This window comes from Acinetobacter pecorum (assembly GCF_014837015.1).
Lineage (GTDB): Bacteria > Pseudomonadota > Gammaproteobacteria > Pseudomonadales > Moraxellaceae > Acinetobacter > Acinetobacter pecorum.
Genome location: NZ_JACSPT010000002.1, coordinates 59,650 through 85,713, shown reverse-complemented (window position 1 = coordinate 85,713; position 26,064 = coordinate 59,650). Strand labels below are relative to the sequence as shown.

At 40.8% G+C, this 26,064-nt stretch carries 26 protein-coding genes, 2 tRNA genes and 1 pseudogene; 12 read left to right on the top strand and 17 right to left on the bottom strand.

From position 1 onward, the window contains the following. The first annotated feature begins 240 nt into the window (after window positions 1-240). The 3 genes from H9629_RS01930 (at window position 241) to H9629_RS01920 (ending at window position 2,294) form a co-directional block, all read left to right on the top strand. Window positions 241-975, top strand: a complete 735-nt coding sequence (locus tag H9629_RS01930) for a sulfite exporter TauE/SafE family protein (RefSeq protein WP_191730445.1) — start codon at window positions 241-243, stop codon at window positions 973-975. A gap of 98 nt (window positions 976-1,073) precedes the next feature. After that, a complete protein-coding gene (locus tag H9629_RS01925) occupies window positions 1,074-1,835 on the top strand; it encodes a 3-oxoacyl-ACP reductase (protein ID WP_191730444.1) in 762 nt (253 codons plus the stop codon). 132 nt (window positions 1,836-1,967) lie between these two features. Next, window positions 1,968-2,294, top strand: coding sequence for a hypothetical protein (locus H9629_RS01920; protein WP_064101474.1), 327 nt, complete (start codon window positions 1,968-1,970; stop codon window positions 2,292-2,294). A 68-nt stretch (window positions 2,295-2,362) separates the two neighbouring features. Here the strand turns inward: H9629_RS01920 and H9629_RS01915 are convergent, their stop codons facing one another. Together H9629_RS01915 and H9629_RS01910 are read right to left on the bottom strand one after the other, a co-directional pair. Continuing rightward, window positions 2,363-2,947, bottom strand: coding sequence for a 1-acyl-sn-glycerol-3-phosphate acyltransferase (locus tag H9629_RS01915; RefSeq protein WP_064095807.1), 585 nt, complete (start codon window positions 2,945-2,947; stop codon window positions 2,363-2,365). A 388-nt stretch (window positions 2,948-3,335) separates the two neighbouring features. Continuing rightward, window positions 3,336-4,490 carry a helix-turn-helix transcriptional regulator gene (locus tag H9629_RS01910; RefSeq protein WP_064095606.1) on the bottom strand — a complete coding sequence of 385 codons (1,155 nt, stop codon included), beginning with the start codon at window positions 4,488-4,490 and terminating at the stop codon, window positions 3,336-3,338. 240 nt (window positions 4,491-4,730) lie between these two features. Between H9629_RS01910 and H9629_RS01905 the strand changes: the two genes are divergently transcribed. Further along, window positions 4,731-5,225: a copper resistance protein NlpE gene (locus tag H9629_RS01905; RefSeq protein WP_064095607.1), complete on the top strand. Its 495-nt coding sequence runs from the start codon at window positions 4,731-4,733 to the stop codon at window positions 5,223-5,225. A gap of 69 nt (window positions 5,226-5,294) precedes the next feature. Here H9629_RS01905 and H9629_RS01900 read toward each other — a convergent pair whose 3' ends face one another. Beyond that, complete coding sequence (locus tag H9629_RS01900; protein ID WP_064095608.1) at window positions 5,295-7,103, bottom strand: YadA-like family protein; 1,809 nt, start codon at window positions 7,101-7,103, stop codon at window positions 5,295-5,297. 541 nt (window positions 7,104-7,644) lie between these two features. Here H9629_RS01900 and H9629_RS01895 point away from each other — a divergent pair. Then, window positions 7,645-8,019 (top strand): hypothetical protein, encoded by a 375-nt coding sequence (locus H9629_RS01895; RefSeq protein WP_064095609.1) that lies wholly within the window; start codon window positions 7,645-7,647, stop codon window positions 8,017-8,019. 397 nt (window positions 8,020-8,416) lie between these two features. Here H9629_RS01895 and groL read toward each other — a convergent pair whose 3' ends face one another. The 4 genes from groL to H9629_RS01875 all read right to left on the bottom strand — a co-directional run bounded on the left by groL (window position 8,417) and on the right by H9629_RS01875 (window position 12,276). Beyond that, window positions 8,417-10,051 (bottom strand): chaperonin GroEL, encoded by a 1,635-nt coding sequence (gene groL, locus H9629_RS01890; RefSeq protein ID WP_064095611.1) that lies wholly within the window; start codon window positions 10,049-10,051, stop codon window positions 8,417-8,419. Between the two features lie 69 nt (window positions 10,052-10,120). Further along, a complete protein-coding gene (locus tag H9629_RS01885) occupies window positions 10,121-10,411 on the bottom strand; it encodes a co-chaperone GroES (RefSeq protein ID WP_064095612.1) in 291 nt (96 codons plus the stop codon). 169 nt (window positions 10,412-10,580) lie between these two features. Further along, entirely contained in the window at window positions 10,581-11,357 is a 777-nt protein-coding gene (locus H9629_RS01880) for a metallophosphoesterase family protein (RefSeq protein ID WP_191730443.1), read from the bottom strand. Then, window positions 11,338-12,276, bottom strand: a complete 939-nt coding sequence (locus tag H9629_RS01875) for a diacylglycerol/lipid kinase family protein (protein WP_064095614.1) — start codon at window positions 12,274-12,276, stop codon at window positions 11,338-11,340. The genes H9629_RS01880 and H9629_RS01875 overlap by 20 nt, the downstream gene beginning before the upstream one ends. Window positions 12,277-12,691: 415 nt before the next feature. Here H9629_RS01875 and H9629_RS01870 point away from each other — a divergent pair, with 415 nt between their 5' ends. Together H9629_RS01870 and H9629_RS01865 are read left to right on the top strand one after the other, a co-directional pair. Next, entirely contained in the window at window positions 12,692-14,521 is a 1,830-nt protein-coding gene (locus H9629_RS01870) for a phosphoenolpyruvate carboxykinase (GTP) (RefSeq protein WP_064095615.1), read from the top strand. 134 nt (window positions 14,522-14,655) lie between these two features. Continuing rightward, window positions 14,656-15,078: a hypothetical protein gene (locus H9629_RS01865; RefSeq protein ID WP_064095616.1), complete on the top strand. Its 423-nt coding sequence runs from the start codon at window positions 14,656-14,658 to the stop codon at window positions 15,076-15,078. Window positions 15,079-15,139: 61 nt separating this feature from the next. Here the strand turns inward: H9629_RS01865 and H9629_RS01860 are convergent, their stop codons facing one another. Next, complete coding sequence (locus tag H9629_RS01860) at window positions 15,140-15,808, bottom strand: class I SAM-dependent methyltransferase (RefSeq protein WP_064095617.1); 669 nt, start codon at window positions 15,806-15,808, stop codon at window positions 15,140-15,142. A gap of 137 nt (window positions 15,809-15,945) precedes the next feature. After that, window positions 15,946-16,794, bottom strand: coding sequence for a bifunctional methylenetetrahydrofolate dehydrogenase/methenyltetrahydrofolate cyclohydrolase FolD (gene folD, locus H9629_RS01855; RefSeq protein ID WP_064095618.1), 849 nt, complete (start codon window positions 16,792-16,794; stop codon window positions 15,946-15,948). Between the two features lie 153 nt (window positions 16,795-16,947). Between folD and H9629_RS01850 the strand changes: the two genes are divergently transcribed. Further along, a tRNA-Cys gene (locus H9629_RS01850) sits at window positions 16,948-17,021 on the top strand. Between the two features lie 10 nt (window positions 17,022-17,031). Then, window positions 17,032-17,117, top strand: a tRNA-Leu gene (locus H9629_RS01845). A gap of 153 nt (window positions 17,118-17,270) precedes the next feature. Here the strand turns inward: H9629_RS01845 and H9629_RS01840 are convergent. From H9629_RS01840 to H9629_RS01830, 3 genes are all read right to left on the bottom strand, one after another. Then, on the bottom strand, window positions 17,271-18,176 hold the full coding sequence (locus H9629_RS01840; RefSeq protein ID WP_064095619.1) for a helix-turn-helix transcriptional regulator: 906 nt from the start codon (window positions 18,174-18,176) through the stop codon (window positions 17,271-17,273). 136 nt (window positions 18,177-18,312) lie between these two features. Then, on the bottom strand, window positions 18,313-18,513 hold the full coding sequence (locus tag H9629_RS01835) for a hypothetical protein (protein ID WP_064095620.1): 201 nt from the start codon (window positions 18,511-18,513) through the stop codon (window positions 18,313-18,315). Between the two features lie 245 nt (window positions 18,514-18,758). Continuing rightward, window positions 18,759-19,751 (bottom strand): NAD(P)H-quinone oxidoreductase, encoded by a 993-nt coding sequence (locus H9629_RS01830; protein WP_064101480.1) that lies wholly within the window; start codon window positions 19,749-19,751, stop codon window positions 18,759-18,761. Window positions 19,752-19,880: 129 nt separating this feature from the next. Here H9629_RS01830 and H9629_RS01825 point away from each other — a divergent pair, with 129 nt between their 5' ends. Together H9629_RS01825 and H9629_RS01820 are read left to right on the top strand one after the other, a co-directional pair. After that, window positions 19,881-20,324, top strand: a complete 444-nt coding sequence (locus H9629_RS01825) for an N-acetyltransferase (protein ID WP_064101481.1) — start codon at window positions 19,881-19,883, stop codon at window positions 20,322-20,324. 23 nt (window positions 20,325-20,347) lie between these two features. Next, on the top strand, window positions 20,348-20,692 hold the full coding sequence (locus H9629_RS01820) for a thioredoxin family protein (protein ID WP_064095623.1): 345 nt from the start codon (window positions 20,348-20,350) through the stop codon (window positions 20,690-20,692). Between the two features lie 18 nt (window positions 20,693-20,710). Here the strand turns inward: H9629_RS01820 and H9629_RS01815 are convergent, their stop codons facing one another. The 5 genes and pseudogenes from H9629_RS01815 to cysD all read right to left on the bottom strand — a co-directional run bounded on the left by H9629_RS01815 (window position 20,711) and on the right by cysD (window position 25,051). After that, the gene (locus H9629_RS01815; protein WP_064101482.1) at window positions 20,711-20,971 is read right to left on the bottom strand and encodes a DUF2798 domain-containing protein; all 261 of its coding nucleotides are present in this window, start codon (window positions 20,969-20,971) and stop codon (window positions 20,711-20,713) included. Window positions 20,972-21,003: 32 nt separating this feature from the next. Beyond that, on the bottom strand, window positions 21,004-21,522 hold the full coding sequence (locus tag H9629_RS01810) for a PadR family transcriptional regulator (protein ID WP_064101483.1): 519 nt from the start codon (window positions 21,520-21,522) through the stop codon (window positions 21,004-21,006). Between the two features lie 435 nt (window positions 21,523-21,957). Then, window positions 21,958-22,228: pseudogene (locus tag H9629_RS15305) on the bottom strand (hypothetical protein). A gap of 145 nt (window positions 22,229-22,373) precedes the next feature. Further along, the gene (gene cysN / locus H9629_RS01805; RefSeq protein WP_064101484.1) at window positions 22,374-23,987 is read right to left on the bottom strand and encodes a sulfate adenylyltransferase subunit CysN; all 1,614 of its coding nucleotides are present in this window, start codon (window positions 23,985-23,987) and stop codon (window positions 22,374-22,376) included. A 149-nt stretch (window positions 23,988-24,136) separates the two neighbouring features. After that, on the bottom strand, window positions 24,137-25,051 hold the full coding sequence (gene cysD, locus H9629_RS01800) for a sulfate adenylyltransferase subunit CysD (protein WP_064095628.1): 915 nt from the start codon (window positions 25,049-25,051) through the stop codon (window positions 24,137-24,139). Between the two features lie 323 nt (window positions 25,052-25,374). Here cysD and H9629_RS01795 point away from each other — a divergent pair, with 323 nt between their 5' ends. After that, the gene (locus H9629_RS01795) at window positions 25,375-25,917 is read left to right on the top strand and encodes a hypothetical protein (RefSeq protein ID WP_064101560.1); all 543 of its coding nucleotides are present in this window, start codon (window positions 25,375-25,377) and stop codon (window positions 25,915-25,917) included. Window positions 25,918-26,064: the final 147 nt, after the last annotated feature.

The following is a 26,064-nucleotide window of genomic DNA, read 5'->3' as shown; positions in this document are numbered from 1 at the left end:
ATTACCTCTATGCTGTACAGTTTTCAGTATCGGGCAATTTAATTGACAATTCAGAAACTCCCTGTTGGATTCTTGTTTTATTTTATGCTCTGATTTCTTGATTTCCGATGCAGACAAGAACTAAATTCCCTGGCGTTTATATCAATTTGCACTGAGATTTGCATAAATACCACTAAGCAAGTACTTGGTTTTTCCAGTTATCTTTTTAATACTACTGACTTTAATTTCGTACCGATCCTTATGACCTGGTTGTTATTTATTTTTGGTGCGATGGTCGCAGGTTTTGTTCAGGGACTGACTGGTTTTGCCTTTGCCCTGATTGCCATGTCTTTCTGGGTTTGGGTATTAGCTCCGCAACTGGCCGCGCCCCTGCTGGTATTTGCTTCGGTCTGGAGTCATGTGATTTCACTGAGTCAGGAACAGACGCAACCCCTTTTATCCAGACAGTTGGTACTGCCTTATCTGATTGCCGGCCTGATCGGAGTACCGCTTGGTACTTATCTATTGCAGATCATTCAAGCAGATACCTTCAAAACGGTTCTGGGATTTTTTCTGGTGCTGTGGTGCCCGGTGATGCTGCTTAGCCCACAACTTAAAATGATTCAGCATTCAGGAAAATTAGCGGATAGTGGTATAGGCTTCATGGGTGGCATCTTAGGCGGACTGGGTGGTTTTTGCGGCGCTATTCCTTCAGCCTGGGTCATGCTAAAGCAATTACCCAAAGCGCAGCAGCGCTATATTTTGCGGCATTTCAATTTTGCCATTCAGCTTTTCACGTTGGGTACGTATCTATGGCAAGGCCTGATTAATCAAAGCCATTTACCTTATATGGCCTTGCTGATTGTTTTTGTGAGCTTTCCGGCGATTCTAGGCGCAAAATTATTTTATAAAATTTCAGAATTACTATTTAAACGTATTATCTTAAGTTTACTTTTTAGCACTGGCTGTTTTCTATTAGCATCTCAATTCATTTAGGCATAAGAAAAAGCCACGCCCTGTTTCCCCTCTAAAGCTTGAATCTATCAAGATAAATGCTATTTTAAGGCCATTCTTTCGCAATACAGATCATCATTATGCAGATTCGTGATCAGATCGTTCTTGTTACTGGCGGTGCACGTGGTTTGGGTTTAGCCATTACCCGAGCTTTACTCGCTGAGGGTGCGCGCGTGGTCGTCAACTATCATAGCAGTCGGCAGCAAGCTGAACAGCTGGCCCAACAATATCCTGCACAGGTATTTATTTATCAGGCAGATGTTACCCAAGCTGATCAGGTATGCGCTTTATTTGCCGCGGCAAAAAATCATTTCGGGGAAGCAATTCATACGATAGTTAATAATGCGTTGATTCAATTTCAATTTAATGGCGATGCACGGCCTAAAGTTGAAACACTCACTTGGGAAATGTTGCAACAGCAGTTCAGCGGTGCAGTACAGGCAGCTTTAAATACCACCCAAGCCGCACTGGATGATATGAAACAGGCAGGATTTGGCCGGATTGTGAATATTGGTACAAACCTCGTGCAAAATCCGGTAGTTCCTTATCATGACTATACTGCTGCCAAAGCCGCATTATTGGCGTTTACCCGTACTACGGCACAGGATTTGGGACAGTATGGTATTAATGTAAATATGCTTTCTGGCGGCCTGTTACAAACCACAGATGCCAGTAAGGCCACACCTGACTTTGTCTTTGACCTGATTGCTCAATCGACCCCTTTACGCCGTGTGATTACTCCCGAAGAATTTGCCGCTGCAATTCTGATGTTTCTGTCACCTTATTCACGTGCAGTCACAGGACAAAACCTGATTGTAGATGGCGGTCTGGTCAAAGGTTAGGCGGTTAGTGCATGCAATTGATTTTAAAATTCTATTATTCTATTTTTTAACCATTTGGTAGATTAAAAAGGTTTTTGGAACAGTTTTTACTTCTACAATAGAGCGTTCTCATAAAACCTTTTGCCTACTTTCATGAAATTTATCACGACATTGCTCAGTACCTTGCTGCTGGCAGGTTGTATGTCCAGCGATTTGAAAAAATCCGAACAATTACTGCGAAATTTCCACTGTGCCAAGGTAGATACCGCACAAATGCCACATAGCAGTATGAATGACTATTATCAGCAGATGTTGTACAGCAGCAAATCCAAAGTCGAGTCTTATATCAAACAGTATCATCAGGGTGAAAAGCTGTTTGATCTACCGCTACATGAGGTAGTGGAACAACAATATGCTTTGTATAAAGATGCCTGCCAAAACCTGGGAGGAATTTTACCCGCTTCTGAAAATGCATCTTAAGCCTGTCAATTTTAAGATTAGACGAAAAAAAAGCAGGAAATATTTTCCTGCTTTTTTCCAACCTAATTTTAACTCTGATAATAGCGCTGATCTACACTGAAGCATTCAGGGAATTTTGGTTCAATATCTGCATAAAATGCCATGATTTCTGCCATATCCTTTTCATAATCCCCCGTCGGATAGACAATTTTTCCTACACCAGTTTTTTTCTTGGCATAGTCCATATAGGCCAATGCAATTGGCACACCGGCATTGATGGCGACATGATAAAAACCCGTCTTCCACTGTTCCTGCTTGGCTCGGGTCGCTTCTGGCGTGACCAGCATGACCAGTTTCGGATGGGTCTTGAATAATTCCGACATCACCTGAACCATACTCGGACGAGGCTCCCCCGGCTGTTTAGGTCGGCGATCAATACCGATTCCACCCATAGCCCGAACAAAAGGCCCCAATGGAAACTTCATATAACTGTCTTTAATGGTTAAGCGAACATTCACACCTAATGCTTTCAAAGCCAGACGCGCATAAAGTGCATCCCAATTACTGGTATGTGGCGCAGCAATCATGACACATTGATCTAAATCTAATGGCCAGTGATTGTCAATTTTCCAACCCAGTATATTCAGGCTTTGTTCTGCTAACTTCTCAAACACGTCACGCACCAATTCTATTCAAAATTGCGCGAATTTTAACAACCTAAGCAAATATAGATAGTGCAAAAAGATCAATAAACAACCAATTAATCTATATTTGTATAATTAGATTTTTCAAATGAAAGATTAATTTATAGTTCTAATATTTAATTCCCCACTGATAAATAAATCATAAAACGATTTATGCTCTTAGCTTTAAAATGGTACGAAATAAAGGAAGATTCAGACCTTGAAAGCCCTGCAACAGGCTGGCAAAAATCAAGTATGTCTCTCAAATATTATGATAATCATCATATTTTCAACTGTAGATATAAGCACTCATTTTACTCAGAGTAGGCCAAATAATTTGGCTAAACTCGATTAAATTTTAAAGTTAAATTTAACTATTTTAATCAACATGTTCAAAATGAATCGTACAGCCCATCAATAAATGCATCAGCTCGATTTGCGAACAACAATGGGTTTTTTCATAGATATTTTTAAAATAAGTCCGAACCGAACTAAGGGTAATGCCACACTGCTCTGCAATATCTTCTATTTTATATCCATTAATCAACAACTCACATAAATCAAATTCCCGTTTAGAAAGTTGATAGCACTGTTGTAGATAAGCTCTTGAAAGTGAATAATGCTGGCTTTTATGGGTCATAAATAATGCAACCTGATGTTGGGCAGACTGTAGATGTTGCATATTCCTTAATTTCTTAAAGGGCACCACTGTAAGCATGAGTTGCGCGCCCATAGTATCACTTAGCGCCAGAACCCCGCCTGCTTCTGTGTGAATAGCCGCATCTTCGAGTAAAGCACTTTCCAGCAATTGATCGAGACGTGTCTGCTGCCCAGAAGCGGCTTTCAGACGATTATGCATATCTAAATCAAGACATGAACTTTGATCTAGCATCTTTTGTGCAACCGGATTGGAATAGCTTAAACACAAATTTTGGTCCAGCAGTAAAATTCCTGTCTTGAAATTATCCAGTACCGTATACAAGCTTAAATTATCTTGCTGGATGACATTGATTTGCCGATGAATTTGCAAAGCCCGACGTAAATGGAGACTGATACGCCTTAAAAAATCCAGCTCAACCTGTGCAAAAGGCTGCACTTCACGTGTACGATGAATACCCAATACTGCCCAACGATAATTCCCCCGATCCAGCAGTACTCCTGCCAGATGACAGATACCACTCGGTTTTAAACATTTTTCATAGAATACATAGTGATCGGTTCCCGGATGCTGGGCATAATGCTGACAGCTTTGACTTAATGCCTCTCCTATCTCGCTTCCATTCCATAATGGCATATGCAGTTTCATATCAACTACTCTGATTCGGTCATCTTGATAAGCGGCCAGAGTTTCATTTGGGATATTATGCGTATACACAAAATCATAACCTGGATTAAGCTGATCCAGACCGGTAAAAATTGCGCTCTTGCTTTTAGTATGGTTCACAATATCTTTGATTACATCCAGCCATAGATTCGGCAATAAAGCAGCATCATAAATTTTTGCGATCAGATTATTTTCTCGTTCTAACTTCATTATCCTCTGCTCTTTATCATTATCATTATCATTATTTTCTTAATAATAGCGTTCAGAATCCCAGAACGAAACAGCATAAAGTTACTTTGAACTTTGATAAAAATTATTTAATTCTATTCAACTAGGAGTAACTTCAGCCTCATTCACCTAATGAATCAAACATTAACAGGATTGCCCTAGTTATCTGTACAGACTACTTTTAAGCTAAGTGATAGCAACTAAATCAATAAGGTCCGAACAATGAAAAAACTACCACTTATTGCAGCGACAGCAGTCACGCTTGCAGTAGCCTTAAGCGCATGTTCAAAGCCAAATAATAATGAACCGATGAATAATAATGCTGAATCAAGCCCGGCAACCATGGAAAAAAACACTGCAGATACCAACATGGCTCGTGCTGATAGCGCACAAACCTCACTAGACTGGGCGGGTGAATACGGAGGTGTTTTCCCTTGTGCTGACTGCGAAGGAATTAAAGTTGAATTAGACCTACATCCGGATAAAACCTATGAGCTCAATGAAGAATATTTGGGTAAAACTGGAAAGAATGAGTTTGAGACTAAAGGAAGTTTCAGTTTTGACCCTCAAGATCCGTCAATCATTACTCTAGATAACCATGCTGACAATCGTAAGTTTTTTGTGGGTGAAAATTTTATTGAAGCACGTGATGTAGAATCAGGTAAAAAAATTGACAGTAATTTAAATTATAAATTAGTTAAAAAATCTGCATCTTAATTTTGTAAACATATAAAAAAATCCCCGCAATTGCGGGGATTTTTTAGTTTCAATCAGGCTAAGCTTAAATTATTTACCGCCAAACACATATGAAACACCTACACGACCACCAACTTCGCTACCACCGAAACCAAGTGCAGCGCTTAGAGAAGTACGACCATCAGCAAGAACACTTGCAACACCTAGAGCAGCAGCAGATTCACCTTCATAGTGACCTACACCGCCAAACACTGCGTACTGACCAGCACCGATGTTAGGAATTTGTTGTTGAGTCGCTAACGCGATAGCGATACCACGGTAAGAAGTCTTCTCTACATCATCAATACGGCTGTTCAATTGACCAACACGGCTATTGAATCCTGCAACTGCATTATCAGTATAAGCATTTGCAGAGGCTAAAGTTGCTGCATCCCCCTCTACAGCTGCAGCACGAATCGCCTGGCGGTCTGTTGCCGCTGCTGTTAAACCTGCATCAACTGCAGCTACAGCTTCGGTTACGAATGTTTGATTTGCAGCTAATTGAGTTTCAACTTGTGCCACAACTTCCTGAGTTGCTTCACCTACAGAAGTTTGAATATTTTGAACGATACTTACACCACCGATCTGGAAGTCAGCAGCATTAATTACGCCTGTAGTGTTGATACCATCTGCATTTACTTCTGTGAACTTATCTGCTTTACCAGTTTCTTTTTGAGAAACAACTACACCATAAGTATTTTTACCATCTTCAGATTTTACAATACCAGTAGTTACTGATTGGGAAGATACTTCTGTAGTTGTACCTACATCACCTAAACCGAAACGGTCGCCTTCTTCAAAAATGCCACCTGCAACTGCGCTACTTATAAGCACATTTGTTGCGCTTGCTTGAGTACTTTTAGATTCGCCATAAACAACTGCGTTAGAATTAACACTCTTAGTTACCGTCGTACTTTCAGTTGTACCAGTAGCAACGTCTGCTACACCTGTCGCATATTGTGTAAGTGTGCTAATTTTTGCATTTGATGCAGAAACAGTCCCATCTTGATTTACTTGATACAGCCCCTTACCTACAAGTTCAAAATAGGTATTATCTTTGTCATCTCGGTATGAACGTGTTTCGAACTTTTCTACATCAGCATTTGGTTTTGTGATGGAAGCTGTCACAGTACCTTTAGTAGCATCAATCTCTATATTATCGTAAGCCTGCCCATCAAAATCTGATACAGAAGCTAGACCCAAGCCATTATGTGTTAATGCAGCACCAGTACCTGTAACTTTACCATTAGCAGCAAAGTCAAGGTTATAGGCTAAAACTCCGTGAGTTTCCAACTGCGTATTAGATTTACCAGTTAATTCATTTGGTAAAGCGCCAGCTACTAAAGTATTAACAGTACCAGTATTTACTTGGTTGCCACCTTCTGCATTATATGCTTCCACTTCGATAACAACATTACCATCAGCACTAATGAATGTACCTTCTACAAATTTCTCTTCATATGCAGCAGTACCTGTTTGGTTTTGAGATTGAGACCAAACATGCAGAACACCTTCATCATTATTGTTAGGCGTAATACCATGATCAACTACACCACCAGCATCAGAATCGGTTTGAGAGTCTACTTGACCCCCTAACGCTAATTCATAACCTGCAGGTAATTGACCATTTGCTACAACCGAACCAAATTCGTATTTATTTGTATCTTCATTAAATTCAAGGTTCCAGTACTCATATCCCTCATTACCATTGGCTAACTTAAGTACCACATCACCTTCAGCATTCTGATAAACCCAAGCATCTGCTTTCACTGGATCAGGTAAATTATTAAGTGCTGCATTTGTAGAAGTGAAAGCTGCAAATGCTAAAGTTGCTGCCAATAATGTCTTTTGAAATTTCATATAAATTTCCTTCAATTTTTATAAAAAGACTGGTCTACCCTAGGATTGATGTAAACCAGCAAAACTGATTTGAATGTCTGGTTGTTCTGGAGACTGCCATCCACTACAAACCGCTGTCATAGCGGTTCTGCAGCAATAATAAACAAAAAGAAACAATAATATCAATCAATATTTGATTTAATTTTAAAGCAATAATTACCTAGAGGTATTAACAAAATATAAATATTTATTAATTTCAATTAGTTAATTATAAAATACGATACGCAAAAAAATATATATAAAGTGAAAGTTGATATAAATTTGTGGAAATTTTACTAATTAAGTTAATCTAATAAATAACTTTTCGTATCTCAATAGTCCTTTTCATCTTAGGAGGCCGCTACAAAAAGGAGGTGATACCTTGGATAGAGATCACAAGTTTGTTTTTTATTTAATATATTTTTTGTTTTTTGATTAATTTAACTTTAAAGCTACAATTTAATAAACAAATAATTGTACAAAAAGCATAAAATACAAAAAGGTATATGATTTATTTTGGATTATGAGTAATCAACAAGAAAAAAAGCTATTTGCTGAACGCTTAAATAAAGCTTTGCTGGAAGCAAAGCATCCTATTAGTCCCACTTACTTGGCGAATGAATTTAACAACCGTTACAATGGTCAACCTATCAGTGTACAGTCAGCCAATAACTGGTTATTAGGTAAAGCAATTCCTAATCAGGATAAGTTAGCCATATTAGCCTTATGGTTAAATGTATCTAATCAATGGTTACGTTTTGGAGACATTGATCAAATAAATACACCTAATAGTAATTCATTAGAGTCAATGGATTTAGATTTTCTATTGAAATTCAGAAGATTAAGTAATTCTCAAAAGAAACTGGTTACTTCATTGATAGATGAAATTCTAAGATAATTTATTATGTAGAAGCTTCATATAATGTTGCTTCTCCTTCCTGTAGATCTCAAGCAAATCTTCATATTCTCTTATTTTTGCATATAATCTTTTCAGCTCATTTTTTTTAATGACCACTGAATCTATAGGATCATAACAAGTTCCTAAACATGCCTTTTTTTCTGTTCCATACTTAAAATAATAAATCAATATTTGATTAAATCATAAACCATCTACAATAAAAAACCAATAAAAAAGCCGCAAAATATACTTTTGTCTATAAAACTGTGACCTGGTTCATAAGCAAAAAACAATTTCAATCAATCACTTAATTTTACTTATTAAAGGAAACCATATTTTTTAATCAAAAAATCCCCGCAATTGCGGGGATTTTTTTATGAAATGATCAGCTGATGAATTACATCATACCGCCCATACCACCCATACCACCCATATCAGGCATCGCAGGTTTGTCTTCTGGAATATCAGTGATCATGCATTCAGTTGTTAACATGAGGCCAGCTACAGATGCAGCGTGCTCAAGTGCAGAACGAGTTACTTTCGCTGGGTCAAGAATACCCATCTCTAGCATGTCACCGTATTCGCCAGTTGCAGCGTTGTAACCAAAGTTACCTTCGCCATTTTTAACAGCGTTGATCACTACAGAAGGCTCATCACCCGCGTTAGATACAATTTGACGAAGCGGTGCTTCGATCGCGCGGCGAAGAATGTTGATACCTACATTCTGGTCATCGTTCGCGCCTGTTACACCTTCAAGTGCTTTAGCTGCACGTACCAGAGCAACACCACCACCAGCAACAACACCTTCTTCAACTGCAGCACGAGTCGCGTGAAGCGCATCGTCTACGCGATCTTTCTTCTCTTTCATTGCAACTTCAGTTGCAGCACCGATTTTGATGACAGCAACCCCGCCAGCAAGTTTCGCTACACGCTCTTGAAGTTTTTCTTTGTCATATTCTGAAGTCGACTCTTCAATCTGTGCACGGATTTGCTGTACACGCTCAGAAATCTGAGTTGCATCACCAGCGCCATCAACAATTACAGTATTTTCTTTAGATACAGTTACTTTATGTGCAGTACCCAAGTGATCAAGTGTTGTTTGATCAAGCTGCATGCCGATTTCTTCAGAAATTACAGTACCGCCAGTCAAGATCGCGATATCTTGAAGCATTGCTTTACGGCGATCCCCAAAACCAGGCGCTTTCACTGCACATACCTTGATGATGCCGCGCATGTTGTTTACCACAAGTGTAGCCAGTGCCTCACCTTCAACATCTTCAGCAATGATCAGCAGCGGTTTGCCAGTTTTTGCAACAGCTTCAAGTACAGTGATCAGTTCACGGATATTACCGATTTTCTTATCAACAAGAAGAATGAACGGATTTTCAAGTTCTGCTGTCAAAGTATCTTGTTTGTTTGCAAAGTACGGAGAGATATAACCGCGATCGAACTGCATCCCTTCAACTACATCCAGCGAATCCTCGAAGCCTGAACCTTCTTCAACCGTGATCACGCCTTCTTTACCTACTTTTTCCATCGCTTGCGCAATCAGCTGGCCTACAGTCGTATCAGAGTTAGCAGAGATCGAACCTACTTGTTCAATAGCTTTAGAGTCTGATGCTGGTTTTGCAGTTGCCTTGATGTTTTCAACAACAGAACGTACTGCAATATCGATACCGCGTTTCAAGTCCATTGGGTTCATACCCGCAGTTACTGACTTGATACCTTCGTTCAAGATTGCTTGAGCAAGAACAGTCGCAGTCGTTGTACCGTCACCTGCGATGTCATTGGTCTTAGAAGATACTTCGCGAACAAGTTGAGCACCCATGTTCTCGAACTTGTCTTTTAAAGTAATTTCTTTGGCTACAGTAACACCATCTTTAGTGATGTGCGGCGAACCAAAAGAACGGTCGATGACAACATTACGGCCTTTAGGACCAAGCGTAACTTTTACTGCATCTGCAAGGGTGTTTACACCAGCAATCATTTTTGAACGAGCTGAATCACCAAATTTTACGTCTTTAGCTGACATATTTGACTCCGAATATTATTGTATCTTTACAAAATCTGATTTGGAACGAATAAAACTTTTTAGCGTAGATTAAGCTTCTAATACTGCTAAAATGTCAGATTCTTTCATGATTAAAAGCTCTTCACCGTCTACTTTTACAGTAGTACCTGCATACGTACCGAACAATACTTTGTCGCCAACTTTTACATCTAGTGCACGTACACCATTGTCGGTGATTTGACCATTACCAACTGCAATAACTTCCCCTTGAGCAGGTTTTTCAGCAGCCGAACCAGGAAGTAAAATCCCTCCCGCTGTTTTAGTTTCTTCTTCAACACGACGAATAACAACGCGATCATGTAATGGACGAATGTTGCTCATAAATAACTCCATCAGACTAAGTCTTTTTTAAGGTCACTGATGACGACTTAATTATTCCATGGGTCATCATCAAAAATTTTTGATGTCACTTTTATGGAGATGGAATAAAACGCTTCAAGGGCAAAAATGAAAAAAAATTGGTTTTTTTTAAAGAATTCTTAATTTTCGTCTATTTCTTGGGCAGATCAGCTTTAAACACAAAAGATTGTGTCATTTCATCGAACAGATATTGAGAAATGTTTCCTGTGGCATCAATCAGGTTAAAGCTATTAGGTTCATTTTGATGCAGACGATTTGAGGCAGAAGTCCCCGCATGTACATCGTAAACCGGATGATCCAATCCTAGCTCAAATATCTGGTTCAGATCATAAGTCGCCGGTTGATGCAGATGTCCATGCAACACACCAAACAGGCCATGCTCCGCCCAGGCTTGTAACGCAATTTTAGCCATCAGTGGGCTGTCCTTGAAACCGCGCTTGTTTTGAGAAGGCACATAAAAAGGTTGATGGCTGACAATGATTTTTAGTTTGGAAACCGGTGCTTGGGCCAGCTTCATATCAATACGTTGAATCTGCTCAAGCGATAAATGTCCTTTGGTATGATACCGGCGCCGGATTGAATTCACGCCAATCAGGTAAAAGTTTTCTGTTTCAAACACCGGCTCCAGTTCGCCAAAAAAAATCTGGTAGCGGGTGAATGGATTGAAAAACCGGTTCCACAAATGATAAAGCGGAATATCATGATTACCTGGAATTACCATATAAGGTGTATTGAGCTGATCCAGAAATTTCTTACAGTCAAAGAACTGACCAAAACGCGCACGTTGCGTCAGATCACCACTCACCACTACCGCCTCCAATGGGTGAGACTGGCAAAATTGTTGAATCGCTTTTAAACACTCCGGTCTTTCTGTACCAAAATGCAGATCAGAAAGATGTAGAATCATGCGGCACCATTACATTTAAAGCATTTTTTAAAACTGAAATATTTAGAGGAGGTGTCATTTCTACAGTCTCTCCATCTATAGCAATCATCAGCTTGTTACGTCTAGATTCAATCCGTACCTGATCCGCAGCAAAACTATACACATCCGATGCTTCATCAATCTTGCCCCGGATGAGCTGATATACCAGCTTAAACAACGTCATTTTGTCACTTTTAGCGACCACGACACCGGCAACCTTCCCCTGTTCCGCAGCCTGAGCAATCCGCATTTTCATTTCGGCCAGTTGTAGTGGATTATTACCAAAAAAAATCAGGGGAGTTTTAACCGGGTATTTTTTTTGATCTACCCAGATTTTGAGTTTTAATTCTTTGCGATCGCGAATCAGCACATCTAGCGCAGAGGTATAGGCATGTATAGGTAGCCGCCCAAAGATCCGGTTGTAATCTTCACGCTTTTTTATAAATAAAGGATAGAGTCCCAAACTGGCATTATTCAGATAAATTTCCTGATTAATACGAGCGACATGAATAGATTTAATCTGACCTGTGGCAATGACTTGTGCGGCTTCAACCAAGTCCAAAGGAATACCCAGCAACCTTGCTACATAATTAAAAGTACCTAAGGGCAAAATACCTACCGGAATCTGCGTTTCAAGTAAATGTTTTGCGACAGAGTTCAATGTTCCATCTCCACCAGCTGCGACCACTACCCCAGGTTCGACAGACTGCTGATGGCGCAGCAAAACTTCGGCCATAATTGTTTTAAATTGCTGTGAATCATTGATTTCATAGCTTTTAATCTGATAACCATGCGTTGAAAAAATTTCCATCAATTGCTTATAATTTTCTTGCTGATCGAGTAAACGAAAACCAGAATTATGGTTATAAATAATCGATAAGGGTTTAGATTGATTAGACATTTTTTGTTCAGATTAATGTAGACCTATTGGCATTTTGTCCAATTCATACACAATTAATAGTGGCTTTATGTAAAATTCAAATAGTGACCATTTATTTAATCAATGACAAACCAGATTAAACCATTTTATTTATATTATTGATTTTAAATAAAATAATTAAAATAAATACTATACATAAAATTAATAAATACAATATTAAGTCTTTGAATTTATTTATATCTAACTGTTTTTTCTATATTTAAATCGAAAATAGCATAATATTCCAAATAAAATCCAACACTTCTTTGGTCTTATTTTTTTTACGATTTTATGCTTTAATACAGCCACTTTTTTTTCATATTTCATCTGGCCAGTATTTTATTGACCAGATTGTACTTTGTACAACATTTTGTACACATTTGAGATAGGCCTCACCATGACCCAAGTGAACGCACCAGAATTCGTTCGTCACCCTAAGCTTATTGCGTGGGTGGAAGAAATTGCTAAATTGACAAAACCAGCAAAAATTGAATGGTGTGACGGTAGCGCAGAAGAATATCAACGTTATATCGACTTGATGATCGCTAACGGCACAATGCAAGCGCTTAACCAGGAGAAACATCCGGGTTCTTATCTTGCAAATTCTGATCCTTCTGACGTTGCTCGTGTTGAAGGTCGTACTTATATCTGTTCAGAAAACAAAGAAGACGCTGGTGCGACCAATAACTGGGAAGCGCCTGCTGAAATGCGTGCTCGCCTGAACGGTTTGTTCGACGGTTCTATGAAAGGCCGTACTTTGTACGTTGTACCTTTCTCTATGGGTCCTTTAGGTTCTCATATTGCACATATCGGTATCGAACTGACTGACTCTCCTTATGTAGCAGTCAGCATGTCTAAAATGGCTCGTATGGGTAAAGCTGTTTATGACGTTTTGGGTACTGATGGCGAATTTGTTCCATGTGTACACACAGTTGGTGCACCTTTAGAAGAAGGTCAAAAAGACGTTGCCTGGCCTTGCAACCCTGAAAAATGGATCGTGCATTATCCAGAAACGCGTGAAATCTGGTCTTACGGTTCTGGTTACGGCGGTAATGCATTGCTTGGTAAAAAATGCCTAGCTTTACGTATTGCATCTTATATGGGTCGTCAACAAGGCTGGTTAGCTGAACACATGCTGATCCTTGGCGTGACAAATCCACAAGGCGAAAAACACTACATCGCAGCTGCATTCCCATCTGCTTGTGGTAAAACAAACTTCGCGATGCTGATTCCACCAGCAGGCTACGAAGGCTGGAAGATTGAAACTGTAGGTGACGATATTGCCTGGATCAAACCAGGTGAAGACGGTCGTCTATACGCAATCAACCCTGAAGCTGGTTTCTTCGGTGTAGCGCCTGGTACTAATACCAAGACCAACCCGAACTGTATGGCTACACTGCACAAAGACGTGATCTATACCAACGTTGCTGTGACTGACAACGGCGAAGTTTGGTGGGAAGGTCTGACTAAAGAAGCACCTGCTAACCTGACCAACTGGAAAGGTCAACCACACACTGGCGAAGAAAAAGCAGCGCATCCAAACGCTCGTTTCACCGTTGCTGCTGGTCAATGCCCTTCTATCGATGCTGATTGGGAAAATCCAGCGGGTGTTCCAATTTCTGCGTTCATCTTCGGTGGTCGCCGTGCAGACACAGTACCGCTAATTTCAGAAGCTATTGATTGGGTTGATGGCGTGTATAAAGCTGCAACCATGGGTTCTGAAACCACTGCCGCTGCTGTTGGTCAACAAGGTGTTGTTCGTCGTGACCCATTCGCGATGCTGCCATTTGCTGGCTACAACATGGCTGACTACTTCACGCATTGGTTAGAAATGGGTGAGAAAGTGGGCGAGAAAGCTGCTGCTGCAGGCAACAAGCTTCCAGGTATCTACAACGTGAACTGGTTCCGTCGTGATGCTGAAGGCAACTTCGTATGGCCTGGTTTCGGTCAAAACATGCGTGTTCTTGAGTGGATCATTGACCGTTGTGAAGGTCGTGCAACTGCTGTTGAGACTCCAATTGGCCGTGTTCCAACTTACGAACAGTTGAACTGGAACGGTACTGATTTCTCTAAAGAACAGTTTGACCTGGTAACTTCTCAAGACAAAGATCAATGGATCAAAGAGCTTGAAAGCCACACTGAATTATTTAACAAATTAGGTGATCGTTTACCTGAAGCGTTGAAAAAACGTCAAGCTGAATTACTTGAAGCTGTTAAATCTGCTTAAGTGCTGATTTAATTTAAGAAGGTCGCGTAAGCGGCCTTTTTTATTAGGTGTCTAAACAATTGATCACAATTCGCCAGATCAACAGATCTGGCAAACTATGGCATACTCGGGACAATACATCAGGGAATATAACTATGAATAAAACCACAATTTTTTTAGGATTAGGTCTCAGCAGTCTACTCATCAGCGCATGCCAGACAGCACCACAACAATTTAATGGCCAGACAGGTTATGAAGTCCTGGAGCGTTCAGAAAATGCTGCGACCCTGAGCTATACACTCGCAGGGCGACCAAGCCAAGATGGAAACCGCCTGCAAGCCGCTTGCAGACAGGTTTTAGGCAACTCTAAAACTTACAATATCCAGATTCTAAGCATAAATGAAATTCCCAATCCCACTGCGGAACAAGAACAATATGGCCGACAATTAGGGAACAGCCGTACGCAAATCAGCTTAAGTAATACACCTGATTTATATAATAGCGATAACCCCGGTGCACGCGAAGCCTTAGATGCCCGTCCGACGATCATGCGTGTAATTCGTTATACTTGCTCTTAATCACTGATACTTATTTAAAATGAGGCAATAAAAGGGCTAACAGCCCTTTTATTTTTAAACTTTAAAGGGTTTTATAAAAACTGACATTACGAAACTCGGGTGATTCATCTAAATCTGGCCAGGTCGTTGCGCTGCGTTCCTCCAGTTTTTCGTATAGGGGATGGCTAAAGTTTTTGACCCGACTATCTGCAACCCATACCTCAGGGGCAAATTTTAAAAACTCGTCCAAGAAGAAACGGTTGCACTGATCATAAAGCACATCTGCAGCTAACAGAATATCCACCTGCTCGGCTTTATATAGATCATCCAGATATTCAAGCTCGATATCATTCAGCTCAGCATTGGCCCGACATGCCTCCAGACTGACCTGATCGATGTCACAACAAATCACACGTTTCGCGCCCGCCATTTTTGCGGCAATTGCTACTACACCCGACCCTGCACCAAAATCCAGCACCACCTTATCTTTGACATGATGCGGCTCTGCCAATAGCCATTGAGCCATCGCCAATCCTGATGCCCAGCAGAAGATCCAGTACGGCGTATCATTCCAGATGCGACGAATCACTTCATCATCCAGCTTATCTGCCGGAAATACTGGTGGAATCAGCCAAAGTGAAATTGGCGTTTCAGGCAATTGCTGTGCCAGCAACTCACAACCAGGGATTACCTCATGTAAGACTTGAAGTAAATGCTCGGGGGCTTTGGGGAATTGGAAAGTACAGCTCATTGGATTTCTTTTTAATTGGTATTTATATCTTTAAATAATCTCCCCTAACCCCTCTTTAAAAAAGAGGGGAAACTCCATCCAAAAATAGTGATCAGAGTTCCCTCCTTTGAAAAAGGAGGGTTAGGGAGGATTTAAAATTAACCTAGCGCTTTTTCAGCAGCTTCAACCGTTTGACGAATCAAGGTGGTAATGGTCATAGGACCTACACCACCTGGAACTGGCGTGTAAGCAGAAGCTATTTCTTCAATACCTTGTAACTGGATATCCCCCACACCACCGCCATCACGTGGATGGAAACCGGCATCTACAACTACTGCACCGGGTTTGATCCAGTCTTTCTGAATCAGCTCAGCCTTACCTACCGCACCAACAATGATATCTGCTTGCTTCACGAAGCTTGCAAGATCTTGAGTACGTGAGTGGCAAATGGTCACAGTTGCATTGGCTTCAAGCAGCATTGCTGCCATTGGTTTACCCAAAATTGCAGAGCGACCAACCACTACCGCATGTTTACCAGCAATTTCAATGTTGTTTTCTTTCAGGATGGTCATGATGCCTGCAGGCGTTGCAGAACCATAAGCTGCTTCACCCATTGCCATACGGCCGTAGCCCAGACAAGTGACACCATCTACGTCTTTTTCAAGCGAAATTGCATCAAAACATGCACGCTCATCAATTTGCGCAGGAACCGGGTGTTGGAGCAAAATACCATGTACATCTGGGTTTGCATTTAGTTTTTCAATTTCAGCAAGTAATTCTTCAGTAGTGGTCTCCTTAGGAAGTTCCACTTTAAGTGAATCCATACCAACACGGCGGCAAGCATTGCCTTTCATGCGAACATAAGTAGCAGATGCACCATCGTCACCTACCAAAATCGTCGCAAGAATTGGAGTACGACCTGATTTTGCTTTCAGCGCTTCTACGCGAGTAAACAAGTCAGCTTCTATTTGCTTCGCCAATGCACGACCGTCTAGAACTAATGCCACAGCATTTCTCCCAAGTGTTGATATGAATCAATTTTGCACATTCTACATGATAATGCTAAATATTTTCCGCCAGATGCTGTTTTTATGCGCATACGAATGAATACACTATTGTTTTTTTTTCTGAGCTTGATAATATACGCATCAACAAGACGCGGCGGGGTGGCAGAGTGGTCATGCAGCGGACTGCAACTCCGTGGACGCCGGTTCGATTCCGACCTCCGCCTCCATCTTGTTAAAGCCCGAGTGGTGAAATCGGTAGACACAGGGGATTTAAAATCCCCCGCCCACAAAGCGTGCCAGTTCGAGTCTGGCCTCGGGCACCATTCTTCTACTATAGAAAATGGTGCAAATAAAAGAACCCAGCGAAAGCTGGTTTTTTTATGCCTGTAATTTAGTTATTCTAAAAATGAGTAAGTCTAAATTTCCTGTTTAAGTTTCATTACCTATTATGCAGCGCCCTGCTTTCATTTAAAATATCATCCGGCAGAGCGTAAATATCCTTGCAGATCCTGTTCCAGTTTTTGCTGAAAATGAATCGGTTCAATGATTTTCACATAAGGTAACCAGTAACGCACCAAAGGCAGTAACTGCATTTCATGACGAATCTGGCAACTAATCAATAATTCTCCAGACTCCAACTCCTGCTCAATCTGCTGTTCCGGAAATAAACGGCGCTCTTTAAAAAATACTGTGACTGCAGGCTGTACCTTGACCAAAACCTGCTGTTTTTGCCGTCCAAACCAGATACTGTCTTCATCTGTTAGCATTTTCAGTACTTCAGAATCATGCTCAAAACTTTCAGCCTTGAAAACCAGTTTTACCTGCTGCAACTGGCTTAGGCGATAGGTTTTCAACTCGCCCTGAATCACACCAGCCAAGTACCAGATACCATGATGATGAATCAAGCGATAAGGCTGGATAATTCGCACTTGATCTGAATAGAGCAACTCAATCTGCTGACGTTTATAGATCGCACCTGCAAGCAGCTTGAAATGTTCGGCAAACTGTTTGGCATCTTCAAAATAGTAGCCTTTTGCCGAAAACACCTGATTTGCCCGCTCATCCAGCAGTTCACGTATAAAAGACATGTCCAGCGTCGGGTACAGATCACTGATCCCGGACAATTGGGCAAAATTCTGGATATCCTGTAACTTGAAACGTCCTAAATAGGAAGGTTCAAGATAATAGCGTTTTGTATGTTCATCCTGTATCAGCGGCAAATAAGAATTAAGGCGATCAAAATCACGCTCAATCGTTCGGGTGCTCACCTGAAATTCTCGTGCCAACTCCTGCACATTTAACTGATGCCCTATATTAAGTTTGGTTAAAATACTGGCCAAACGTTCTGCGAGGCGCTCATGCGTTGACGCATTGCCCTTCATAAATCCCCTCTTTTCGCTATTTTTAGCGCAATGCATACTCTGCTTAGAATTTTTAAATTATGGGAAAATTATACAGCTTAATAAAAATGAGATTAGAGTTAATTACTTCAACTTAAGGCTAATAGGAACAGTCTTTTTAAGCTTTTTTACGGCGTTTAAAAGCAGATTTAGAACTTTTCCGGTTCAGCCGTTCCATATAGCGTTCCAGATGCAGCATAGCCTGATACAGCTTATGTAAATCTGAACGGATGAACTGATTAAGAATAATGACTTTATGCAACCGCTTTAATGCCCGAAAGCCATGTTCACGCGTATAGGGAGCTGACACTATTTTCATCATATACTTCCTCTTGTTATGTGATATTTCATTCAATACCAAACAATTTAGTCAGGTTAATTTTAATTGTTAATTTACTCCCCAGTTTCGACAGGTTGTGTCGAACAATTAACATTTTTACCATTTTTTAAAATTTAAACCCCCATATCAATCAATTAATTTAAATTAGTTGTCATTTTTTATGTAAAATAAAAGCCAACACAAGTTGGCTTTTATTGTTTTTAGTATTCTAATCACAAGAATAATTAGATGATTTCCACCACAATTTTTCCAATATGTTCACCGGTATCCATGGCTGCATGCGCCTCCTGAATCTGGTCAAACTTAAAGGTCTGATAAATCATTGGCAGACATTCGCCTTTTGCCCATAAGGGTGCCACATGCGTTTTCAAACCTTGTGCAATTTCAGCTTTTTCAGCCGTGCTACGTGCACGCATGGTTGAACCAGTAATAGTCAGACGTTTCATCATGATCTGACCCAGTTTCAATTCCTTAGCCTTGGCACCACCCAAAAATGCGATATATACCAGACGGCCATCACGGCGGAGCAAATTCAAATTACGCTCTAAATATGGCGCACCGACCATATCCAGAATCATATCTACACCTGCATTATCCGTTGCTTCATTAATGACCTGCTCAAAGTCCTGAGTCTTGTAATTGATTCCTGTGGTCAGATGTGAAATCGCCTGGATTTTCTCGTCATTACCTGCTGTGGCAAAGGTTTTAATACCCAAGGATTTACATAGCATGAGTGCCGTGGTTCCAATCCCACTGGTTCCGCCATGCACCAGTACCGTCTCCCCTGCCTTGGCTTTACCCATCTGGAACAGATTTGCCCACACCGTAAAGAAGGTTTCAGGAATCGCGGCGGCCTGCACAAAGCTCACGCCTTCAGGAATATTTAAAGTCTGACTTTCAGGTACGATGCAATATTCTGCATAGCCACCACCATTGGTCAGGCCACAAACCTTGTCACCGGCTTTAAACTGGCTTACATCAGTTCCGACCGCAACCACTTCACCTGCCACTTCCAGACCTGGAACAGGAGTTACGCCTTTTGGCATCGGGTACAAACCCTGACGCTGCAAGATATCCGGACGGTTAATTCCAAAAGCATGAACCTTGACCATCACCTCGTCAGCTTTGGGTTCAGGAATAGCAACTGTTTCATAAGCGAGTTTATCCACCCCACCCGGTTCTGTAATAATGACGTGTTGCATGTTTTGTTGCGACATGGATTGTTTCCCTAACGTTGATGTTTTATCTCTCTTAAACTTATTTGAACATAGAACGCTTATGGATTGAAGGCTAATGGACTTATGTATAATCTTTGGGGTATTTTATAAATTGATATTAAGCAGCCCATGACTATTATTATTCAAAAAGTTGAAACAGAGGATATAAATCCAGTTCTAGACATCTGGCTAAATGCCTCCCTACAGGCGCATGCCTTTATTCCCGCACCATATTGGCAACAACAGCTGATTGCCATGCGTGATCTATATCTGCCTCTTTCTGAAAATTATATAATCAAAGAAAATCATACAGTTCTGGGTTTTGCCTCATTGCTAAGATCAGAGCAGGTATTGGCCGCACTTTTCATTGATCCCGCCCAGCAGGGCAAAGGTTATGGCGTACGTCTGCTGAATTTCCTGAAACAGCAATGTGAGCAACTGCATTTAAATGTGTATGCTGAAAATACCTCAGCAGTTCAGTTCTACCAGAAACAAGGTTTTAAAATGACCAGTCCAGGGATTGACCAAAATACCGGCCATGCAGAACTAGGTATGAGTTGGTGCAGGCCTTGATCTGGAACATATAAGGGCAACTTATGTCAGCAGTCATCCTTTATAACGAAGATAATTATAGCGATTTTGAATGGTATGAAGGCCTTGCGGTGATCCGCTTCTATGCAGACTGGTGCAAACCCTGTGTTCAAAACTTTCCTGTATTTGAACAACTGGCAGCGTATTATGCTGAGCACAAACCAACCATCAAGTTCGGCAAGATCAATGTTGACCAGTCACCGATTCTGACTTTACGCTATAACGTCTATGGCCTACCTTCCACCTTGATTTTTAAAAATGGCCAGATTATTCACCGTATAGCCGGTGTAAAAAGTCTGACTGAAATGAAAGCCATTCTGACCCAAGTAATGGATGAATTATCCAACTGATGCAAGCAGATCAATCCCCTATTTGGCAGATTGATTCGGCATTTGCACAAACCGCATCAGGAATTTACGCACCAGTGGCAGCACCACCAAAATTAAGGGAAATGCCATCAGCCATGACATGCTCCAGGCATGCAGCCACACTGAGATAAACTGATTACTCCAGCCTTTATTCAGTAGCAGATTAAAGCAGGAAATTGCGCCACTCATAATGCCAGATAGAATCAGCGGCATGAGCCAGTTCAGATGTTTGGCATGAAATTTGGGAACTATATTTTTCATCATTTTACCTAATTTTTAAATCGTGAATCGAATTACAGACGTGTGATGTTTATTGCTGCTTGGTCGATCTGTTTTGCAATCTTTTGAATATCTTCAGTGCTTAATTCATCATCAAACAGTTTGTATCGCAATGCAGCTTTCAGACTTTCCATCGCAGTATTAATGTCGATATAACGCTCATCATCTTTAATCCGGCGACGGGTTTCAAACCGGCGAAGAACTTTTTGCAGGATTTCCTGATAGCTTTCCAGATGCTTAAGACCTTCGTCAGTAATGTGATATTGCTTGCGCTCATCAGCGCTCATAGTCACTTGTGTATATTGCTGCTCTTCCAAATAACTAATGGTTGGACAGATCGTGCCGGTGCTCGGCTTGTAGTTTCCGCCGACCAAAGCAGCCACTTCTTTAATAATGTCATAGCTAAACCTGGGTGCCTGGGCAATAAAATGCAGCACCAGCAATTTCATTTCACCTGCTTCAAACAGACGTTTGCGAAGTTTTGGAGAGTTTTCTTGTTCTTCTGAAATAACAGAGTGAGGACTTACAGGCATGGTTAAGATATATCTTAAATTTAATTAAGATATATCTTATTGAGAATTTAATTAAAATTCTAGTTCTAATTCAACTTTTATTTGATCAACTTAAGCATCTAGAAAACCATCATGAATAATTTTATTTCTCATTTCTTTTAGAAAAGTCAAACTTGATGATTCGGACTCAAATAAACTTCCACTTAATTCATTCAACCTCAATAGTTTTCTTTTACCATGTTTAATATCATGTTTATAACATTCAAGCTTTTGATAAGAAGAAAGTGTTATAAATTAATTTTCTTTCAAATTGATATGCATAATCCATCAATGGAGAGTGATATTCTTCCATCCCATTCTTATAAAAATGGTTGATTATTATTTTGTTCACCTTTTACCCCATTTAAATTAAAGTACAACATTTCAATTTCTCTTTTTTAACAGATTAACTCTTAATTATTTCCGACTCAAAAAATTTTTTATCATCTTTTCACTTACATCTTCCGGATAACAAAGTGGTGCATATCCACCAGCGCGGTTATAAGCACTGCGTTTCCCACAACGGCTGCCATTACGTGCAGTATTGTAAGGGCATGGACAATTGCCCGGATAACTCTCAATCGACTCTTTAATAATTTTCTGCTTGATCGCTTCAACACTTTGACTACTCTGTTTGGCTTCAGCTCCAAAAGCTACACACACCAACCAGTAATAATAATTTTTTCATAAATACCCCCATTTATGGAGCATTGTATTAATTGACTAGTAAATTGAAAGATCACATTTTGACTAATCGAATGATTTTCATGCAAACAAAATTTAGGCAATAAAAAACCCGCTTTACAGCGGGTTTCTCTAAAACCAGTCCAGTCTTATAGACGAACCAATTCAACAATCTTTTCAGCAAGTTCTTCAGCAGACTCCTGAGCAAAAGTAACATCTGTACCTTCAGTTGCATCAGTTACTACAACTACACCGGTTTCACGCACTAGCGTAACTTGATCAGCTGAAAGACCTGCTTTCGCAATCGCAACTACACCTTGCTGGATCAGCAGGCTTTCAAGAGCTTGAGCATTTTCAAGCGCTTTAGCAGACACAGTTACCGCAGCAGGTTTCTGACCTAAACGCGCAGCACGCGTTTCAGCCGTTACAGGCTCGTTGTGCGCAGTCCACTCCACTGTCGCTTCAACCATTCCCGCACCAACAGTCACGTTGCTTAGACGGTCAATAAAGATGAATGAGCCGGTGTAACGGCTATCCTGATAACGGTCGAATACCACTGGCGCATCAAATTCGATGGTGACATCAGCAATTGCATTCAACTCCAGCTGCTCAACTTCCATTTTTTCCAATGTGTTGACATTGGTACGGTAGTGAATTTTCGCAACTTTTGCTGGAATGGTCTGAGTACCGAACTTCACGTTATAAAGTTTGCCAATGACTAGCGGCTGATCATTCATCCAAACCACTGAGGCTCGCGCAGAACGTGAAATTAAAGGCTGCTCACCCGCTTTAACGAGAATGTTACCACGTGAAATATCAATTTCATCATTCAAAGTTAAAGTAATGGCTTGCCCCGCAACAGCGTGATCCAGATTACCATCAAAAGTGACGATTTCTTTGACTGTTGATTTCTTGCCAGATGGCAGGGCAACAATCTCATCACCAACTTTTATTTCGCCCAGAGCGATCGTACCGCAGAAACCACGGAAGTCGAGGTTCGGACGGTTCACATACTGAACCGGAAAACGGAATTCATCTTTGCTGGTATTACGCGTAATTTCAACAGTCTCCAAAGTCTCCATTAAGGTTTGACCTTGGTACCACGGCGTATTTGGTGATTTGTTAACGACGTTATCACCGTTGAGTGCAGAAATTGGCGTGAAAATAATATTTTCAGGCTTACGTTCACCCAACTGTTCAATGAACTTGTTGTACTCTGCCTGAATTTCATTGAAGCGTGCTTCAGAAAATTCAACCAAGTCCATCTTGTTCACGGCCACTACGATATTATGAATTCCTAAAAGACTCGCAATAAATGAGTGACGGCGGGTTTGAGTCTGCACGCCGTAACGCGCATCAATCAGGATGATCGCAAGATCTGCTGTCGACGCACCTGTCGCCATGTTACGGGTGTACTGTTCGTGTCCCGGTGTATCAGCAATAATGAACTTACGTTTTTCAGTCGAGAAATAACGGTAAGCCACATCAATAGTAATGCCCTGCTCACGTTCGGCCTGTAAACCATCTACAAGAAGCGCCAGATCAGGTGCATCGCCAGTGGTACCGACTTTTTTCGAGTCACGGGTAACTGCCTGCAGCTGATCTTCATAAATCAGTTTTGAATCGTAAAGCAGACGACCAATTAAAGTTGATTTACCATCATCTACGTTACCGCACGTCAGGAAACGCAATAAGTCTTTATTTTCATGTTGTTTCAAATAACCCAAGATATCTTGGCTGATTAAATCAGATTGATGAGACATTGCTCAAAGCTCCACAAATACGTTGAAATCGGTTGCTAATCTTTAAATCCACCTAAATCCTCCTTTAATAAAGGAGGACTTTCCTCCAATCAATTTCTGGAGTTCCCCCCTCTTTTCTAAAGAAGGGGTTAGGGGGAGATTACGAGACTCTAGAAATAACCTTCCTGCTTTTTCTTTTCCATCGAACCTGCTTCATCATGGTCGATCATACGGCCCTGACGTTCAGATGTGGTCGCTAAAAGCATTTCCTGGATAATTTCCGGCAAGGTGTTGGCTGTAGATTCCACAGCACCCGTAAGCGGGTAACAGCCTAGAGTACGGAAACGAACCGATTTCATTTGTGGTACTTCGCCTGGATTCAGGCGCATACGCTCATCATCCACCATGATCAGCGTGCCATTACGCTCGACCACTGGGCGTTCAGCCGCCAGATACAGTGGCACAAGTTTGATATTTTCAAGATAGATGTATTGCCAGATGTCTAGTTCAGTCCAGTTAGACAGGGGGAATACACGGATACTTTCACCTTTATTCACTTTACCGTTGTAAAGGTTCCATAGTTCTGGACGCTGGTTTTTCGGGTCCCAACGGTGTTTAGAATCACGGAATGAATACACGCGTTCCTTCGCGCGTGACTTTTCTTCATCACGACGTGCCCCACCGAAAGCTGCATCAAACTGATATTTGTCCAGCGCCTGTTTCAGACCTTGAGTTTTCATGATGTCGGTATATTTTGAGCTACCATAGTCAAATGGATTTACGCCCGCATCACGGCCTTCCTTGTTCTGATGCACGATCAGATCAAAGCCATGTTCTTTTGCCATGTTGTCACGGAACGTGATCATGTCTTTGAATTTCCAGCCTGTATCTACATGCAGCAATGGAAATGGAAGTTTTGCAGGATAAAACGCTTTCAGTGCCAAATGCAGCATTACTGCTGAATCTTTACCGATTGAATACAGCATGACCGGATTTTCAAACTCGGCAGCAACTTCGCGGATGATATGAATACTCTCAGCTTCGAGCTGTTTGAGATGAGTAAGTCTTTCCTCATTTAACGACATGGACAACACCAGCTTAGAAAAACGTGTACTTATGACACTTTTGAAAATTTATATTCATTATAGTGATTTACCTATCCTATCCATTGCTTGTTTTATGATATTGATATATCAAAAGCTCATATAAAAATTCATCAATAATGAATATCAGTTTTTATGAATCAAGGTTTTGCATAACGCAGGCTTGGATATTTTGTAGTATTTATCCAGGGGCACTCTGTCAACAAACCAATAAAATCATAGAAAAATAATCTAAAGTAGTGGTTCTCAAACAGTTGAAAAATTACTAGAGTAAGCTCAACTCTGCCCTTTCATATATGTTATTTATGCCCTATAGCGCTTTTGATCTCAGCACAGTAAAACACCGCCTGGAACAGGCTCAGCTTGCCGGCTACATTTATCAGCACCAGCAGCATATTTTAGTTCTGCAAGAACCTTTTAGTGATGATGGCAAGCCCTTGAATATCTATCTGCAACATGAACTGACCGCAGACCAAATCGGATTGCAGTTTGCTTTACGTTTACATGAAGGTCATTGGGAATTTCTAGTGGGCATCACCTATAGCAACCAGAATGCAGCTTACGAAATTGGTGTCAGCCATCTCAAAGGAGATCAAAAAGCCTTTAACTTGCTATATGCCTTTTATAATTATCCTAAAGCCTTCTATCTGGTGGCATTACCTTTGACGAGTAGTAGTCAAATGCTGGAGCAAACCCTGCAACAACAGCTTTTCAGTCAGCCTGATCTGAACTTCCTGAATACCGCAGTCAAGGTCAATCCTATGGGTGAACAGGTTAAATGGATGCAGCAGTATATTCTGCAACAGACCCTCGATATGAAAGTGCGAATTCAGACCGCCCTGCTCTAGCAGATTTAAATAGAAAATATAAAGATACTCTGGTTGAAGTATCTTTATATTTTTCCCAGAAACATACAGACAACAGGCGTTACTTGCCATAATTTCTATGGAATTATTCCATTTCTCTATCAAGAATCTGATTCGCTTATAGTTTAT

What these genes read in the sequence shown, in the direction of transcription:
- cysD (WP_064095628.1), bottom strand. Translation starts at nt 25,051, where the DNA reads ATGTCGTTAAATGAGGAAAGACTTACTCATCTCAAACAGCTCGAAGCT.
- H9629_RS01875 (WP_064095614.1), bottom strand. Translation starts at nt 12,276, where the DNA reads ATGTCTAATCAATCTAAACCCTTATCGATTATTTATAACCATAATTCT.
- H9629_RS01925 (WP_191730444.1), top strand. Translation starts at nt 1,074, where the DNA reads ATGCAGATTCGTGATCAGATCGTTCTTGTTACTGGCGGTGCACGTGGT.
- H9629_RS01885 (WP_064095612.1), bottom strand. Translation starts at nt 10,411, where the DNA reads ATGAGCAACATTCGTCCATTACATGATCGCGTTGTTATTCGTCGTGTT.
- H9629_RS01900 (WP_064095608.1), bottom strand. Translation starts at nt 7,103, where the DNA reads ATGAAATTTCAAAAGACATTATTGGCAGCAACTTTAGCATTTGCAGCT.
- H9629_RS01830 (WP_064101480.1), bottom strand. Translation starts at nt 19,751, where the DNA reads ATGTCGCAACAAAACATGCAACACGTCATTATTACAGAACCGGGTGGG.
- H9629_RS01870 (WP_064095615.1), top strand. Translation starts at nt 12,692, where the DNA reads ATGACCCAAGTGAACGCACCAGAATTCGTTCGTCACCCTAAGCTTATT.
- H9629_RS01920 (WP_064101474.1), top strand. Translation starts at nt 1,968, where the DNA reads ATGAAATTTATCACGACATTGCTCAGTACCTTGCTGCTGGCAGGTTGT.
- H9629_RS01835 (WP_064095620.1), bottom strand. Translation starts at nt 18,513, where the DNA reads ATGAAAATAGTGTCAGCTCCCTATACGCGTGAACATGGCTTTCGGGCA.
- H9629_RS01895 (WP_064095609.1), top strand. Translation starts at nt 7,645, where the DNA reads ATGAGTAATCAACAAGAAAAAAAGCTATTTGCTGAACGCTTAAATAAA.
- H9629_RS01825 (WP_064101481.1), top strand. Translation starts at nt 19,881, where the DNA reads ATGACTATTATTATTCAAAAAGTTGAAACAGAGGATATAAATCCAGTT.
- H9629_RS01880 (WP_191730443.1), bottom strand. Translation starts at nt 11,357, where the DNA reads ATGATTCTACATCTTTCTGATCTGCATTTTGGTACAGAAAGACCGGAG.
- cysN (WP_064101484.1), bottom strand. Translation starts at nt 23,987, where the DNA reads ATGTCTCATCAATCTGATTTAATCAGCCAAGATATCTTGGGTTATTTG.
- H9629_RS01820 (WP_064095623.1), top strand. Translation starts at nt 20,348, where the DNA reads ATGTCAGCAGTCATCCTTTATAACGAAGATAATTATAGCGATTTTGAA.
- H9629_RS01810 (WP_064101483.1), bottom strand. Translation starts at nt 21,522, where the DNA reads ATGCCTGTAAGTCCTCACTCTGTTATTTCAGAAGAACAAGAAAACTCT.
- H9629_RS01795 (WP_064101560.1), top strand. Translation starts at nt 25,375, where the DNA reads ATGCCCTATAGCGCTTTTGATCTCAGCACAGTAAAACACCGCCTGGAA.
- H9629_RS01865 (WP_064095616.1), top strand. Translation starts at nt 14,656, where the DNA reads ATGAATAAAACCACAATTTTTTTAGGATTAGGTCTCAGCAGTCTACTC.
- H9629_RS01860 (WP_064095617.1), bottom strand. Translation starts at nt 15,808, where the DNA reads ATGAGCTGTACTTTCCAATTCCCCAAAGCCCCCGAGCATTTACTTCAA.
- H9629_RS01815 (WP_064101482.1), bottom strand. Translation starts at nt 20,971, where the DNA reads ATGAAAAATATAGTTCCCAAATTTCATGCCAAACATCTGAACTGGCTC.
- H9629_RS01905 (WP_064095607.1), top strand. Translation starts at nt 4,731, where the DNA reads ATGAAAAAACTACCACTTATTGCAGCGACAGCAGTCACGCTTGCAGTA.
- H9629_RS01930 (WP_191730445.1), top strand. Translation starts at nt 241, where the DNA reads ATGACCTGGTTGTTATTTATTTTTGGTGCGATGGTCGCAGGTTTTGTT.
- H9629_RS01910 (WP_064095606.1), bottom strand. Translation starts at nt 4,490, where the DNA reads ATGAAGTTAGAACGAGAAAATAATCTGATCGCAAAAATTTATGATGCT.
- H9629_RS01840 (WP_064095619.1), bottom strand. Translation starts at nt 18,176, where the DNA reads ATGAAGGGCAATGCGTCAACGCATGAGCGCCTCGCAGAACGTTTGGCC.
- groL (WP_064095611.1), bottom strand. Translation starts at nt 10,051, where the DNA reads ATGTCAGCTAAAGACGTAAAATTTGGTGATTCAGCTCGTTCAAAAATG.